The organism is Shinella sp. WSD5-1 (genome assembly GCF_963942435.1).
Lineage (GTDB): Bacteria > Pseudomonadota > Alphaproteobacteria > Rhizobiales > Rhizobiaceae > Shinella > Shinella yambaruensis.
The window spans coordinates 3290317-3304887 of the sequence record NZ_OZ012596.1 but is presented as its reverse complement, the minus strand read 5'-3'; the positions used below and the strand labels follow the sequence as shown (position 1 = coordinate 3304887).

At 66.0% G+C, this 14571-nt stretch carries 12 protein-coding genes; 9 read left to right on the top strand and 3 right to left on the bottom strand.

The genetic code is table 11. The features are described from left to right. Positions 1 to 8 precede the first annotated feature (8 nt). The 3 genes from AABQ55_RS16290 to AABQ55_RS16280 all read left to right on the top strand — a co-directional run bounded on the left by AABQ55_RS16290 (position 9) and on the right by AABQ55_RS16280 (position 2973). Positions 9 to 1703, top strand: a complete 1695-nt coding sequence (locus tag AABQ55_RS16290) for an ABC transporter permease (protein ID WP_272805742.1) — start codon at positions 9 to 11, stop codon at positions 1701 to 1703. Next, positions 1691 to 2722, top strand: a complete 1032-nt coding sequence (locus tag AABQ55_RS16285; RefSeq protein ID WP_272805741.1) for an ABC transporter ATP-binding protein — start codon at positions 1691 to 1693, stop codon at positions 2720 to 2722. Before AABQ55_RS16290 ends, AABQ55_RS16285 begins: the two co-directional genes overlap by 13 nt. Before the next feature lie 71 nt (positions 2723 to 2793). After that, positions 2794 to 2973: a hypothetical protein gene (locus AABQ55_RS16280; RefSeq protein WP_272805740.1), complete on the top strand. Its 180-nt coding sequence runs from the start codon at positions 2794 to 2796 to the stop codon at positions 2971 to 2973. Between the two features lie 133 nt (positions 2974 to 3106). On the opposite strand, the gene katG is transcribed toward AABQ55_RS16280, so the two are convergent. Continuing rightward, positions 3107 to 5281, bottom strand: a complete 2175-nt coding sequence (gene katG, locus AABQ55_RS16275; RefSeq protein ID WP_272805739.1) for a catalase/peroxidase HPI — start codon at positions 5279 to 5281, stop codon at positions 3107 to 3109. Positions 5282 to 5449: 168 nt separating this feature from the next. Here katG and AABQ55_RS16270 point away from each other — a divergent pair, with 168 nt between their 5' ends. Further along, a complete protein-coding gene (locus tag AABQ55_RS16270; protein WP_244769486.1) occupies positions 5450 to 6349 on the top strand; it encodes a hydrogen peroxide-inducible genes activator in 900 nt (299 codons plus the stop codon). A 13-nt stretch (positions 6350 to 6362) separates the two neighbouring features. Here the strand turns inward: AABQ55_RS16270 and AABQ55_RS16265 are convergent, their stop codons facing one another. Together AABQ55_RS16265 and AABQ55_RS16260 are read right to left on the bottom strand one after the other, a co-directional pair. Further along, complete coding sequence (locus tag AABQ55_RS16265) at positions 6363 to 6689, bottom strand: DUF3307 domain-containing protein (protein WP_272805738.1); 327 nt, start codon at positions 6687 to 6689, stop codon at positions 6363 to 6365. Positions 6690 to 6948: 259 nt separating this feature from the next. Beyond that, entirely contained in the window at positions 6949 to 8346 is a 1398-nt protein-coding gene (locus AABQ55_RS16260; protein WP_272805737.1) for a M10 family metallopeptidase C-terminal domain-containing protein, read from the bottom strand. A 151-nt stretch (positions 8347 to 8497) separates the two neighbouring features. On the opposite strand from AABQ55_RS16260, the gene AABQ55_RS16255 reads away from it, so the two are divergent. The 5 genes from AABQ55_RS16255 to AABQ55_RS16235 all read left to right on the top strand — a co-directional run bounded on the left by AABQ55_RS16255 (position 8498) and on the right by AABQ55_RS16235 (position 14525). Beyond that, positions 8498 to 9055, top strand: a complete 558-nt coding sequence (locus AABQ55_RS16255; RefSeq protein ID WP_272805736.1) for a DUF924 family protein — start codon at positions 8498 to 8500, stop codon at positions 9053 to 9055. Positions 9056 to 9114: 59 nt separating this feature from the next. Beyond that, positions 9115 to 11634: a mechanosensitive ion channel domain-containing protein gene (locus AABQ55_RS16250; RefSeq protein WP_272805735.1), complete on the top strand. Its 2520-nt coding sequence runs from the start codon at positions 9115 to 9117 to the stop codon at positions 11632 to 11634. A 146-nt stretch (positions 11635 to 11780) separates the two neighbouring features. Further along, the gene (locus AABQ55_RS16245; protein WP_244769490.1) at positions 11781 to 12044 is read left to right on the top strand and encodes a hypothetical protein; all 264 of its coding nucleotides are present in this window, start codon (positions 11781 to 11783) and stop codon (positions 12042 to 12044) included. Positions 12045 to 12230: 186 nt separating this feature from the next. Further along, complete coding sequence (locus AABQ55_RS16240; RefSeq protein ID WP_244769491.1) at positions 12231 to 13058, top strand: response regulator; 828 nt, start codon at positions 12231 to 12233, stop codon at positions 13056 to 13058. Between the two features lie 177 nt (positions 13059 to 13235). Continuing rightward, positions 13236 to 14525 (top strand): GGDEF domain-containing response regulator, encoded by a 1290-nt coding sequence (locus AABQ55_RS16235; RefSeq protein ID WP_272805734.1) that lies wholly within the window; start codon positions 13236 to 13238, stop codon positions 14523 to 14525. Positions 14526 to 14571: the final 46 nt, after the last annotated feature.

Genomic DNA, 14571 nt, shown 5'->3' with positions numbered 1-14571 from the left:
CCACCTTCATGTACGGATATGTTCGCCCGGGAAGCAGCCAGCCCATCTGGCTGTTTCCGCTTATCGCAAGCGTGGTCGTCCTTCTCAGCGTGCTGCCCCTCATGCGGCTGGCGGCGACCGGCATCGCCGCGTTTGCCGATGGCGGCGCTTTCGCGGTGCTCACCGATCGCGCGCTCTGGTCGGCGACCTATTTCACGCTCGTCACCGCCATCGTCGGCACCCTCATCTCGCTGGCGATCGGTTCGCTCTTCGCCTTCCTGCTGACCTTGACCGACATGCCGGGCCGGGGGACGCTGGGCTTTCTCTTCGTGCTGCCGATGATGATCCCGCCGCAGGTGACGGCACTCGCCTGGGTACAGATGTCCGGGCCATCGAGCCCGCTCCTGAAGGCGCTGCACATCGCGCCGCCCCTCGGCTCGCCGCAGCCGCTCTATTCGGTCGGGGGGATCGCGCTGCTCTACGGCGTGCAGCATGCGCCGCTCGTCTATCTCGCCCTCAGGGCGGGGCTGATGAACGTGCCCCGCGACGGGATGGAGGCGGCGCGCCTTTCCGGCGCCTCGGCCCTGCGCACGTTCCGGGACATCGTCCTGCCGCTCGCCCTGCCGGGCATGATCGCGGGCGCCACCATCGCCTTCGTCTCCTGCATCGGCAATTTCGGCATCCCGGCGATCCTCGGCATTCCGGCGTCGATCTACACCCTTTCGACCCTCGTCTTCACCAAGTTCGCGGCCTTCACGGATCGCACCTTCGGCGAGGTCGCGCTGCTTTCCGGCGTCATCGCGCTGATCTCGGTGGCGGGGCTTGCCGTGCAGGAGCGCGCGCTCGGCGGCCGGGACTACCGCATTCTCGGCCAGTCCGGCGCGGCGGCATGCCTTCCCGTCGGCCGGTGGCGGTTCGTCTTCCTGCCCGTGCTGGTGATCCTGCTCTTCTTCATGCTGGTCGCGCCCTTCCTCGCGCTGCTCGCGGGCGCGCTGGTGCCGGCCTATGGCGTGCCGCTGACAGTTAAGACCCTGTCCTTCCACGCCTTCGAGGAGGTGCTGCTGCGGCAGGCGATCACCCGGACCGCCTTCGCCAACTCCCTGTTCCTCGCCGCCGTCACCGCCATCGGCCTGCTCGTCCTGTCGGTGCTTGCGGGCTATATGCTGACGCGCCGGCGGGATGCGGCCGCGCGCATCGTGGCGAGCCTCATCGAGATCCCCTATGCGCTCCCCGGCATCGTCGTCGCCGTGGCGTTCATCCTCGTCTTCGCGGCCCCGCTGCCGGTCTTCAACGTGACGCTCTATGGCACGATCTGGATCATCCTCGTCGCCTATTTCGCGAGCTTCTTCGCGGTCAGCCTGAAGCCCGTCGTCAGCGCCTACCGCCAGCTCGACCCGGCGCTGGAGGAGGCGGCGCGCCTTGCCGGCGCCGGCTTCTTCACGCGCCTCAAGGATATCCTGGTACCCCTCGTCGCGCCCGCCGCGGGCGCTTCCGTCATCCTCGTGTTCCTCATCGCCTGCAACGAGCTGACAGTTTCGGCGCTGCTCTGGTCCGCGGGCACGCAGACGCTCGGCGTCGTGATCTACAATCTCGACGACAGTGGCGGCTCCGATCTTGCCTCCGCGCTTTCCGTGCTCGTGGTCCTCATGGTCGTCGTCATGATGCTGCTGCTCGAAGCGATGGCGAAGCACCTGCCGAAGGGGGCGGTGCCGTGGCGAAGCTGATCCTCAACAATGTCAGCAAGGACTTCGGCACCGGCCAGCCGGCGGTGAAGCGTGTCTCGCTCGACGTGCGGGAGGGCGGCTTCCTTGCGCTGCTCGGTCCGTCCGGCTGCGGCAAGACGACCGTGCTGCGGATGATCGCCGGCTTCGAGGCGCCGAGCGACGGCGCGATCTTCCTCGGCGAGCGGCTCCTGGCCGATCCCGCCCAGTCGCTGCCGCCCGAACGGCGCAACATGGCGATGGTGTTCCAGTCCTATGCGCTGTGGCCGCATATGAGCGTGGCCGACAATGTCGGCTATCCGCTGAAGGTGCGCGGCGTTTCGAAGGAGGTCTATCGCCGCCGGATTGTCGAGGCACTCGATACGGTGCGCCTTGCCGATCTCGCCGACCGTCGCCCCGCGGAGCTTTCCGGCGGCCAGCGCCAGCGTGTCGCGCTCGCGCGCTGCCTCGTTACCCAGCCGGATGTCGTGCTGCTCGACGAACCGCTCGCCAATCTCGACCGGCATCTGCGCCAGGAGATGGAGGAGACCTTCCGCGAGTTCCATATCCGCTCCGGCGCGACGATGGTTTATGTCACGCATGACCAGAGCGAGGCCATGGCGCTCGCCACCGACATCGCGGTCATGTCCCGGGGCGAGCTGCTGCAGGTCGCGCCGCCGCAGGAGATCTATGCGCGCCCCGAGGGGCGGCTTGTCGGTAGCCTGATCGGCCGCGGCGCCATCCTTTCGCTCGCCGTGCCCGCCGCAATGCCGCGAAAACTCGACTGGGATGCGATTTGCGTGCTGCTGGGCGCATTCGCGCCTGACGGCGGGGTTCTGGCCGACGTCCTGGTCCGGCCGGAGGATGTCAGGCTGGGCGGCGAAGGGGTCGCTGCGCGTGTGCGCTCATCGCTCTATGAGGGGGAGCGCTACAGCGTGACGCTGGACCTGGCCGACGGCCAGACCCTCCGGGCCTTCAGCCGCGAAAGGCCGATGCCGGGTGACACCATGTCCGTGACGATCACGTCCGCCTGGCGACTCTAGCGAAGAAACTCAGGGAACCAGCGTCCGGCAGAATCGTTCGTCTCTCATCTTTCAATGGAGAACAGGCTGCCATGGACAAGAAGTCTCAGGTTTCGAAGTCGAAGGAAGACAAGCGCCGGGACGAGAAGAAGCCCGGCGTGATCGTTGCCGGCCCCGAGGCGCATGCGCGCGAGCGCGCCGGAAAGGCACCGGAGGGCCGCAAGCCGAAGTCGGGAGACGCGCAGCCGAAGAGTCCGGCAAATCCGTCGTAGGGCGTTTCGGCTTTTTCGCCTTTTTTGCCGGAACTGCTCAGGCCTTGCGGCCTTGCATTCCTGCTGAAGCCTTCCCCCGCCCAGGCGGGGGAAGTGTGCGTGTGGCATCCCGGCCGACGGGATGGCCTGCCGGTCAGGCAGCCAGATCGAAACGGTCGGCGTTCATGACCTTGACCCAGGCGGCGACGAAGTCCTTGACGAACTTTTCCTTGCTGTCGTCCTGGGCATAGACCTCCGCATAGGCGCGCAGGATCGAGTTCGAGCCGAAGACGAGGTCGACGCGCGTCGCCGTGTACTTGGCGGCACCCGTCTTGCGGTCGCGGATCTCGTAGAGGTTGTTGCCCGTCGGGATCCACGAATAGGCCATGTCCGTGAGCGTGACGAAGAAGTCGGTCGTCAGCGCGCCGACGCGGTCGGTGAAGACGCCATGGGCGGTGCCGGCATGGTTCGTGCCGATCACGCGCAGGCCGCCGACGAGCGCCGTCATTTCCGGTGCCGTCAGGCCCATGAGCTGGGCGCGGTCGAGCAGCAGCTCTTCCGGGCTCACCACATAGTCCTTCTTCTGCCAGTTGCGGAAACCGTCGGCCAGCGGTTCCAGCGGGGCGAAGCCGTCCACATCGGTCTGCTCGGCCGTCGCATCGCCGCGGCCCGGTGCGAAGGGGACCATGACGTCGAAGCCCGCGGCCTTCGCCGCCTGCTCGACACCCCAGTTGCCGGCGAGCACGATGACGTCGGCAAGGCTTGCGCCCGAGGCGGCCGCGATCGGCTCCAGGGCGGCAAGCACCCGGCCGAGACGCGCCGGCTCGTTGCCTTCCCAGTCCTTCTGCGGGGCAAGGCGGATGCGCGCGCCGTTCGCGCCGCCACGGAAGTCGGAACCGCGGAAGGTGCGGGCGCTGTCCCAGGCGGTGGCGACGAGGTCCGCGGCCGACAGGCCGGAGGCGGCGATCTTCGCCTTGACGGCGGCGACGTCATAGTCCGTGCGGCCGGCCGGGATCGGATCCTGCCAGACGAGGTCTTCCGCCGGAACGTCCGGGCCGAAGTAACGCGACTTCGGGCCCATGTCGCGATGGGTCAGCTTGAACCAGGCGCGGGCGAAGGCATCGGAGAACGCGGCGAAGTCGTTCTTGAAGCGCAGCGAGATCTCGCGGTAGATCGGGTCCACCTTGAGCGCCATGTCCGCGTCGGTCATCATCGGGATGGTGCGGATCGAGGGATCCTCCACGTCGACCGGCTTGTCTTCCTCGGCAATGACGATCGGCGCCCACTGGGATGCGCCGGCCGGGCTGTGGGTCAGCGTCCATTCATGCTTGAACAGCATCTCGAAGAAGCCGTTGTCCCACTTCGTCGGCTCGGAGGTCCACGCGCCTTCGATGCCCGAGACGACCGTGTTGCGGCCGATGCCGCGGCCCTTCGTGTTCATCCAGCCAAGACCCTGGAATTCCGGGCCGGCGGCTTCCGGATCCGGGCTGAGATCGCCCGCGCTGCCATTGCCGTGCGACTTGCCGATCGTGTGGCCGCCGGCCGTCAGCGCGACGGTTTCCTCGTCGTCCATGCCCATGCGGGCGAAGGTCTCGCGCATCTGCGCGGCCGTCGCCAGCGGGTCGGACTTGCCGTTGACGCCTTCCGGATTGACGTAGATGAGGCCCATCTGCACGGCGGCGAGCGGGTTTTCCAGCGTTTCCGGCTTGGAGACGTCGCCATAGCGGCCGTCGCTCGGGGCGAGCCACTGCTTTTCGTCACCCCAGTAGACGTCCTTTTCCGGCGCCCAGATGTCTTCGCGGCCGAAGGCGAAGCCGAAGGTCTTCAGGCCCGCGACGTCATAGGCGATGGTGCCGGCGAGCGCGATCAGGTCGGCCCAGGAGATCTTGTTGCCGTATTTCTTCTTGATCGGCCAGAGCAGGCGGCGGCCCTTGTCGGTGTTGACGTTGTCCGGCCAGGAATTGAGCGGGGCAAAACGCTGGTTGCCCGTATTGGCGCCGCCGCGGCCATCCGCGGCGCGATAGGAGCCGGCGGCATGCCAGGTGACGCGTGCCATCATGCCGACATAGCTGCCCCAGTCGGCCGGCCACCAGTCCTGGCTGTCCGTCATCAGGGCGCGCAGGTCGGCCTTCAGCGCCTCCACGTCCAGTGTCTTGAGTTCTTCGCGGTAGTTGAAGCCCTTGTCCAGCGGATTGGTCTTCGTGTCGTGCTGGTGCAGGATGTCGAGGTTGAGCGCGTTGGGCCACCATTCCATGACGGAATTGTTGAGGGCGGTGGCGCCGCCGTGCATGACCGGACACTTGCCGGTCGTCGTCGTCTTCGTATCCATTTGGTCCTCCAACGGATTTTCTTGATTCGACAGGACACCGGAAGGGAACTTGCAGGCGCGCCTCTTGGGTCGGCGCCGCGGTGAAGCGTCTTCCGGGTTGCCAAGGCGTAGCAAAGGCCAGTCATAAACTCCAATTGTAAAAACTAAAGGCTCCGATATGCTCAGGTTATGAATGGCCTGACCATGAAACATCTGCGCTATTTCGAGGCGCTTGCCCGCATCGGCCATTTCGGCCGGGCGGCGGAGAGCTGCGCGATTTCCCAGCCGGCGCTCTCCGTGCAGATCCGCGAGCTGGAGGACCTGGTGGGCGTGCCGCTCGTCGAGCGGGGCGGGCGGCGCATCCGGCTGACGGGGCTTGGCGAGGAATTCGCCGAGCGGACGCGGGCGATCCTGCGCTCGGTCGACGAGCTGGAGGATCTCGGGCGGGCGGCGCACGGGCCGATCGCCGGCCGCCTCCGCCTCGGCGTCATCCCGACGGTCGCGCCCTATCTCCTGCCGGACATCATCAAGGCGCTGGCGCGCTTCTATCCCGGCATCGATCCGCGGCCGCGCGAGGCGATCACGCAGCGGCTGATCGAGGACCTGACGGAGGCAAAGCTCGACGCCGCCATCGTCGCGCTGCCGATTTCGGAGCCGGCCCTCAAGGAGATCGCGCTCTTCGACGAGGAATTCGTGCTGGTGCGGCCTCTGGAGGACGCCGGAAAGCCGGTGCCGAGTTCCGACAGGCTGCATGAAATGCGCCTGCTGCTGCTGGAGGAGGGCCACTGCTTCCGCGACCAGGCCCTCTCGGTCTGCAATATCGGGGCCGCGTCGGTGCGCGACCTGATGGAGGGAAGCTCGCTCTCGACGCTGGTGCAGATGGTCGGGGCGGGCATCGGCGTGACGCTCATTCCGCAGATGGCGGTGGATACGGAAACCCGGTCCGCTTCGGTCTGCATATCGGCGCTGGCCGAACCCCGGCCGACGCGGACGATCGGCATGGTCTGGCGCAAGAGCAACCCGCTTTCCGCACAGTTCGCCACGATCGCCGAGATCGTCCGCGACGCGGGCCTCAAGAAGCAGGCCTGAACACGCGGGAACGTCACGGTGTCATCAGGGCGACGCTTGCGACCAGCCAGCCGAGCTTGCACAGGAGGTGGAGGGCCTGGTCCTGTGCGAAGCTGATCTTTCCCCGGATCTTCGCTTCGTCGATCAGGACGTGCAGGACCCATTCGGCAAGGCCGAGCAGGGCGCTTCCCGTCACCAGCAGCACCACGGCGCCGTGGATGCCGGCATGGGCGACAAGGTGATAGGCCCGCAGCGGCCCCTCGACCTTCGCCTTCACCAGGAAGTCCGATTGCAGGGGATAGTCGGCCAGCCAGTGCCCTGCGCACAGCAACAGACCCATGGTCAGAATTTCGTTCGTCATCGAATGAACTGTGCAGGTTGGGCGTTATGGTCATGCCGCCGGCGGCCGGGGATCCATGCAATCGGCGGGGTGAACCGCTGTTCTATTGAACCGTCCGCATCGCGCTGTTCCCTGGGGAACAGGCTGGCCATGCCGATATGTGGCCTTGTATCCATTGGTCCGCGACAATGCGCCGCCCGCCGCGCCAAGGGCCTGCGGGGCGGCCGCGATGCGGCGTTTGACGGAGGAGGGCGGGTGGCCGGCAGCGATTCCGGCGAAACTAGAGCAGGAAGTCGCCTTTGCCGAGCGCCAGCTTGCCGTCGAGGTCGAGGCGAAAATCGGCGGCCTTGTCGCCGTCGATGTCGCCTTCCACGATGGTGACGGCCTTGCCGTTCGCCGTCGCCGTGTACCAGCGCAATTCGCCGGCATCGCCCGTGAAGGCCTTTCCCCGCGCAAGAAGGGTGAAGCTGTGGCCGGCCTCGGGGCCGTTGGCATCGATGGCGGAAAGGTCGATGCGGTCGCGGCCGGGTTCGAAATCCGTGATGCGGTCGCGCGCCGCAAGGCCGATTTCGGCGGCGCTGCGGAAAACGAAGGTGTCGGCGCCGGCCCCGCCCGTCAGCCGGTCGGCACCCGCCCCGCCGTTCAGCCAGTCGTTGCCTGCGCCGCCTTGGAGCCTGTCGTTGCCGGCAAGGCCCAGAAGCGCGTCATGGCCGCGGCCGCCGGAAAGCGTATTGGCGTGCGAGGACCCGACGAGGAGATCGGCGTCGTTGGCGGTCGAATCATGCGCCGTGCCGTCACCCGAGAGATTGCGGAGGGACGCGGAGGCGACCTGCAGCTCCTCCAGCGCCATGCCCTTGCCGATGCCGTGGGCCGCCTTCAGCCGGGCAATGGCGGGGGCATATTCCCCGAAGATTGAATCGATGCCGGAAAACCCTTTGATGCGGCCGGCGGCATCGGCGTCGAAGCGGCTTTCATAGGAGAGGATCTTATCCCGATGGGCGGCATACATGCGGCCGGCATCGAGCGCTTCTGCCGTCGTCGCCGTGCCTTCCCTCGCGAAGAGCTTGAATTGCTCGGCCTCGACGTAACGCCGGTTGGCGATGCCGGCATGGCCGCCGCCGTTGGAATTGTAGCGGATCTCGTACCAGGCCTCCGCCCGGTCGCCGGCAAGGATCGCGGCCTTCAGCTTCGGCCCGAGCAAAGAGGGCGCGTTGTAGGCCATGCTGAACAGCACGGCGCGCTCGGTGGAGTTTGGGATGCCGGCGAGCCATGTGTCGATCGCCGCCTCGTAGCGCGGCGAGAGCGCGGTCAGCGCCGCCTGGATCTCGGCATTCGAGGAGAAGGCGAAGGTCTTCGGCACGCCGGGATCGCGCGTCGCGTTCCAGTCGGCCATGACCGTGTCGAGCCGGCTGTTGAGCAGGGCGGTCTCGCCTTTGGAATAGCTCTGGTCGATGACGGCCTTCAGCTTGGCCTGCAGCGCCGCGCTCCAGCCGCTGCCGGCGATCGCCTTCAGCACGGGTTCGAGATTGTAGCGCAGGTTGAAGCCGATGCCGATCGTCGGTGCCGGATCGGCCGACGTGTCGAGATAGGCGCGCCGGGTCGAGCCCTCCAGTCCGAGGAGCAGGTCGAAACCCGTCTTCCGGTAGGCGGACGTGGAGAGCCCGGTGAATTTCAGCATCGTTTGTCCCGTTTTCATCGCGTTCGGGCAGCCTAGCGCCCGCCGGGTAAAGGCGGCGCTCACGAAAAGGGGAAACGCTTTGCTAACGCCGCCCCTTGCAACCCGGTCGTACACCGCCATATTGCCGCCAAGACGAATGGAGACGGATGGCATGAGCGAGAGCAGGATCAGGACACCGCAGGAGGTCGTCGGCTTCTGGTGCGAGACGCTGACGGCCAAGGACTGGTGGCAATCGACGCCGGCGCTCGACGCGCATGTGCGCGAAACCTTCGCCGAGACGCATTTCGCCCTCTCGCAGGCGGTGACGGCGCCGTGGCGGGCAAGCCCGGAGGCCCGGCTTGCCGCCATCATCGTGCTCGACCAGTTTCCCCGCAACATGTACCGCGCCTCGCCGATGGCCTTCGCCACCGACTGGATCGCCCGGCGCGAGGCGCGTCTTGCGCTGGAGGTCGGCGCCGATAAGGCCGTTTCCTATGACCGGCGGCATTTCTTCTACATGCCGCTCGAACATTCCGAGGCGCTTGCGGACCAGGATCTTTCCGTCGAGCTCTTCGAGGCGCATGGCGACGAGATGTATCTCGACTATGCCGTCCGCCACCGGGACGTCATCGCCGAGTATGGCCGCTTTCCCCATCGCAACGCCTTTCTCGGCCGCGTCTCGACTCGGGAGGAGGAGGCTTACCTCGCCGAGCCGGGCGCCGGCTTCTAGTTCCGCGGGCATGCCGGTTTAAAATGGCCGCATTCGCGGCTAGAAGGGTGCGCAACCGCATGCCTGTGCTGCGTCGTCTGTTTCCGTTCAACGAGGATGGCCTGTTGCCGACCTTCCGCCTTCTCTCCGTCCTTCTTGCGGTTCTCCTGCTTGCGGCCGCGCCCGCCCGGGCGCAGACCGCGGCCGCACCCGCCATCGACGCGACGCAGATCGAGCAGGCGAGCAGCGACCTCGACCGCGCCAGCGGGCAGCTCAACGCGATTCGCGAGCGGGTGGAGCGGTACAAGGATGACGACGCGCGGCTCGTGGAGCTGAAGATCGAGGCCGAAGCGCTGAACCGGACGATCCTGGCCATCTCGGTCGCGACGCGGCCGCGGCTGGAGGCGATCAAGGCGCGCCAGACCGAACTCGGCGACCCGCCGGCCGAGGGCGCGCCGGCCGAAGCCGCCGTCGTGGTGGAGGAACGCAAGAAGCTTGCCGCAGAGCGCAACGAAATCAACGCGCTGACCGGGGAGGCGGAAAACCTTTCCATCGAGGCGACGAAGCTTTCGAACCGCATCACGGAAATCCGCCGCCGGCTGTTCACCGATGCCATCCTCAAGCGCACGGACATCAACACGGCGCTTTTCACGGAGGCCTCCGGTGCGCTCACGAACGAGACGGCGACGCTCGGCCGCACGGCGACGGCCTGGCTGCAGTTCGTCTGGAAGTTCAAGCGCATGCAGCTTCTGGGCGCCGTCGCGCTGTCGCTGGTGGCCGCGCTCGTGCTGCTCTCCGGCGGCTACCGGCTGTTTTCCCCCGTCATCACGCGTGCCGTGCAGCAGCAGAAGCCGCACTATATCACGCGGCTTTCCGTCGCCTTCTGGTCGACGATCCTGCCGAGCATCGCCGTGGGCGCCTTTGCCGGCACGAGCTATTTCTTCCTCGATACGTTCAACGTGCTGCGCTCCGACATCGCGCCGATCGCCTCGGTCGCGCTGGGCGTGATGGTGGCGATCTTCTTCGTGGCGCAGCTTGCCAATGCGGTCCTGTCGCCCGGTGACGGACATTGGCGGCTGGTTCGCGTGTCCGATCGCGGCGCGCAGCTTCTGTGGCTCTTGATCTTCAGCATGGCCATCGTCAACGGCGCCGACTATTTCCTCGGCACGATCAGCGAGGTGCTGGGCTCTCCGGTCGTGCTGACGGTGGTGAAAAGCTTCTTCGCCTCGATCATCATCGGCGCGCTGCTCGTCGTCACCGCCTTCATCAAGCCGGTGCTGCACCAGGGGGAAACGCCCGACGCGCAGGGGCGGCCCTGGCCGCGGTCGATCTTCGTCCTCCTGATTCTGACCGGCCTCGGGCTCATCTTCGCCTCGCTGCTCGGCTATGTCGGCATGGCCCGCTTCATCGCCACGCAGATCGTCGTCACGGGCGCGATCGTGGTGACCATGTATATCGGCTTCCTCTCCGGCCGCGCCGTCTCGGCGCCCAATGCCTTTGCCGAAACGGCGGTCGGCAAGCGGCTGGAGGAGCGCTTCGGCCTGGGCCAGGTGACGCTCGATCAGGTGGGGCTCGCCGCCGGGCTCAGCATCTATCTGCTGATCTTCGTCTTCTTCGTGCCGCTCGTCCTGCTGCAATGGGGCTTCCAGGTCGCCGACATCGAATCCTGGGCCTACCGCATCTTCACGGAAATCCGCATCGGCAGCATCACCATCTCGCTGATCGGCATCTTCGCGGGCATCCTGCTCTTCGTCGCCGGCCTCCTCATCACCCGCTGGTTCCAGAAATGGGTGGACGGCAATGTCCTGGCGCGCAGCCAGGTCGATGCCGGCGTGCGCAATTCCGTCCGCACCGCCGTCGGCTATGCCGGCGTGGCGCTGGCCGGGCTTGTCGGCATATCGGCGGCGGGCATCAACCTGTCCAGCCTCGCGCTCGTTGCCGGTGCCCTCTCGCTCGGTATCGGTTTCGGCCTGCAGAACATCGTCTCGAACTTCGTCTCGGGCCTCATCCTGCTCGCCGAGCGGCCGTTCAAGGTGGGGGACTGGGTGGTGGCCGGCACGACCGAGGGCTTCGTGCGCCGCATCTCCGTGCGCGCCACCGAGATCGAGACCTTCCAGCGCCAGACGGTGATCGTGCCGAATTCGGTGCTGATCAACGGGCAGGTCGGCAACTGGACGCATCGCAACAAGCTCGGCCGCATCGACATGGCGATCAGCGTGCATGCCAGCAACGATCCGCGCAGGGTCCAGGAGATCCTCACCGAGGTCGTGCGCGGGCAGCAGGGGCTGCTGCGCAATCCCGAGCCCACGGTGGTCTTCCAGGCATTCTCCTCGGCGACACTGGATTTCGAGATCCGGGCCTTTCTTGCGGATATCCTCAACGGCACGGGCGTGAAGTCCGATCTGCGGGCCGCCGCCCTCGAACGGTTCCGGGCCGAAGGCATCGCCATCGGCGCGCCGGCGGCGGCGGAAGTGCCGATCAAGATCTCGCCGGAAGGGGCCGATCTCATCACCAGGCTGCTCGACCAGGCGACCCGGGAGAATCGCCGGCCGGCGGCGGGCCGGCGCCGCAAGCCGGCGGAGGACGGGCCTAAGACCTGACCGCCGTGCCCGATTTGCGGCACATGAACGCCGCATTCACGCTCCATTCAGCCGTTTCCCCATAAAACACATGCAAATCCCGGCGCGGAACGATAGTGTTCCGCAAGGGCTTGTGAACAGGGGCGGCGCCGAGGCGCCGGGCAGAGATGAAGCGAATGATCATGATGCTGCTGGTGTCGGCCGCGATGTCCGCTCCGGCCATGGCGGCCTCGGTGACCAACAAGGACGGCGACACCCAGGTGCTCGTCATCGTGGAGGGCGGCAGCCGCATGGAGGTTGCGCTCGAGCCCGGCGCGACGGAGACGATCTGCCCGTCCGGCTGCTTCCTCACCCTGCCGAACGGTGACCGGATCGCGCTGAACGGCGGCGAGAATGTCGAGATCCAAGGCGGCTCGGCTTCGGTCAAGTAAGCTTCGAGGCGGATATTTCCAGCGGCGCGGAAGATCAACCGCGCCGCTTTTCTTTGCGTGACTGCCTTGTGCCCGGGCGGAAGAGTTCCGCCCACCGCTTTTTCATGCCCTCTAAATTTAACGCTTTCGCAAAGGGTTGCGGCTACGTCTTAATCTGGGGAACATCGTTATTACGAAGGCATATCCATGGCATTTGTCGGCATTTCCGGGATGCAGTATTCCGGCGCGTCTCTCTCGCATCACCGCATCCTTATTGCCGAGGACTCGAATGTCTTCACATCCATGATCTCCAAGCGCCTGAAGGAGCTTTTCGACATCGACGTGGAGATTTGCCGCAGCTTCGAGGAAATCGAACTGGCCTATGACAAGTCCAGCGAGAAGATTACGCTGGCGATCTCAAACATCAATCTGCCGGGCGCCGAAAACGGCGAGGCGCTGAACTATCTGGTCGACCTCAGCATTCCGACGATCGTCTTCACCGGCACGTTCCAGCAGAAGACGCGCGACCAGCTGCTGTCCAAGGAGATCGTCGACTACATCCTGAAGGACAATATCTTCGCGGTCGACATGCTGGCCGAATCGGTCTGCCGCTTCCTCACCAACCACAACCACCACGTCCTGATCGTCGACGACAGCGCGACGGCCCGGGCGTTGCTGACGACGCGCCTCAAGCGCTACAACTTCCGCGTCAGCGCGGCGGAAAGCGGCTCGGCGGCGCTCGCCCTCCTGAAGGCGAACCCCGATATCGGCCTGATGATCACCGACTACAACATGCCGGATATCGACGGTTTCGAGTTGACGCGGCGCATTCGCGGCACGGTCGGGTCGCATCAGCTGCGCATCATCGGCGTGTCGTCCTCCACCGATCGCCTGCTTTCCGCCCGCTTCCTCAAGGCCGGCGGCAACGATTTCATCATGCGCCCGTTCATCGACGAGGAATTCTACTGCCGCGTTAATCAGAACCTCGACACGCTGACCCAGATCAAGACGACCCAGCGGCGCCTGACGGCCTGATTCTCCACAGGATTTTCGTGATTCACCCGGATATGTCCCTTACGTAGCGTGAGATATTTCTTCCCGGATTAACCAGTTGGTAAAACCGGTGGTTTGTAATGCGTTCCAGACCGGAACATCATCAGGGTACTGGACGACGTGGGAGTGGATACAAATCCGCAGCGAGGGCCTGCATTCTTGCGCCATTCCGGCCAGCAGGTGCTGCTCGTGGAGGACTCGCGCATGTTCTCCACCGCGCTCAAGTACCGGCTCGAGCGGGAGCTCGGCCTTTGCGTCACCCATTGTTCCAGCATGGCCGCGGTCCGGGCGATCTTCCAGGGCGATGCGCCGGAATTCGTGCTGGCCGTGCTCGACCTCAACCTGCCCGACGCGCCGAACTGCGAAGCGCTCGACTATGTGATCTCGAAGGGCATTGCGCCGCTGGTCTTCACCGGCTCCTTCAGCGATGCGACCCGGGACCAGATCCTCGCGAAGAACGTGCTGGACTATGTCGTCAAGGACAATCCGTCGGCGATCCAGCAGCTGGTGCTCGCCGTCGACCGCATTCTGACGAGCGGCAAGACGCAGGTGCTCGTCGTCGATTCCGACCCGGAGAGCCTGCAGCGGCAGGTGAACCTGATCGCCAAGCAACGCTTCCAGATCATCGCGGTCGAAAGCGGGGCGGCGGCGCTCGATGCGCTTGATTCGCATGGCGGCATCGACATGGTGGTCTGCGATCTCGCACTTGCCGACATGGACGGCTTCGACCTCCTGAACGAGATCCGCCAGCGCCATGGCGACGATGCCGTGCGGGTCGTCGGCCTGTCGACCTCGGAAGACCGCATGGTGGCCGCCCGCTTCCTGCGCGCCGGCGGCGATGAATACATCCAGAAGCCGTTCCTCGTCGAAGAGTTCAACAGCCGCATCTTCCACGTCGCGGCGATCCAGAAGCGCGTGCAGTCGCTGCACCGCATCGCCGCGCGAGACTATCTCACCGACATCTACAACCGCCGCTACTTCTTCGAGGCGGGGCCGCGGCTCGTCGACCAGGCGCTGCGCCGGGGCGAGCCCATGTCGATCGCCATCCTCGACATCGACCATTTCAAGCGCCTCAACGACACCTATGGTCATGAAGTCGGCGACATCGTGCTGAAGGCCGTCTCGCGCCGGCTCAAGCACCGGGTCGGCGACCGCCACCTCCTGGCGCGGCTCGGCGGGGAGGAGTTCGGCATCATCTTCCACGGCCTGGAACTGGAAGGGGCGCTGGACTATTGCGAGCGGCTGCGCCTGGAGCTGGCGGCCCAGCCGATCAATGCGGACGGCGAGCCCCTGACGATCACCGTCTCCGCCGGCCTTGCGGCGATTTCCGGCCGGGAAACCTTCGACAACTACCTGAACGCCGCCGACCAGTTCCTCTACATGGCCAAGCATGCCGGCCGGAACCGGGTCTTCTCCGAACTGTCGCTGATGAGCGCGCTGGCAAGCTGAGCCCCGCCGCGGCGGGGCCTGGAGCGTTTCCGCTTTTCTCCGGATC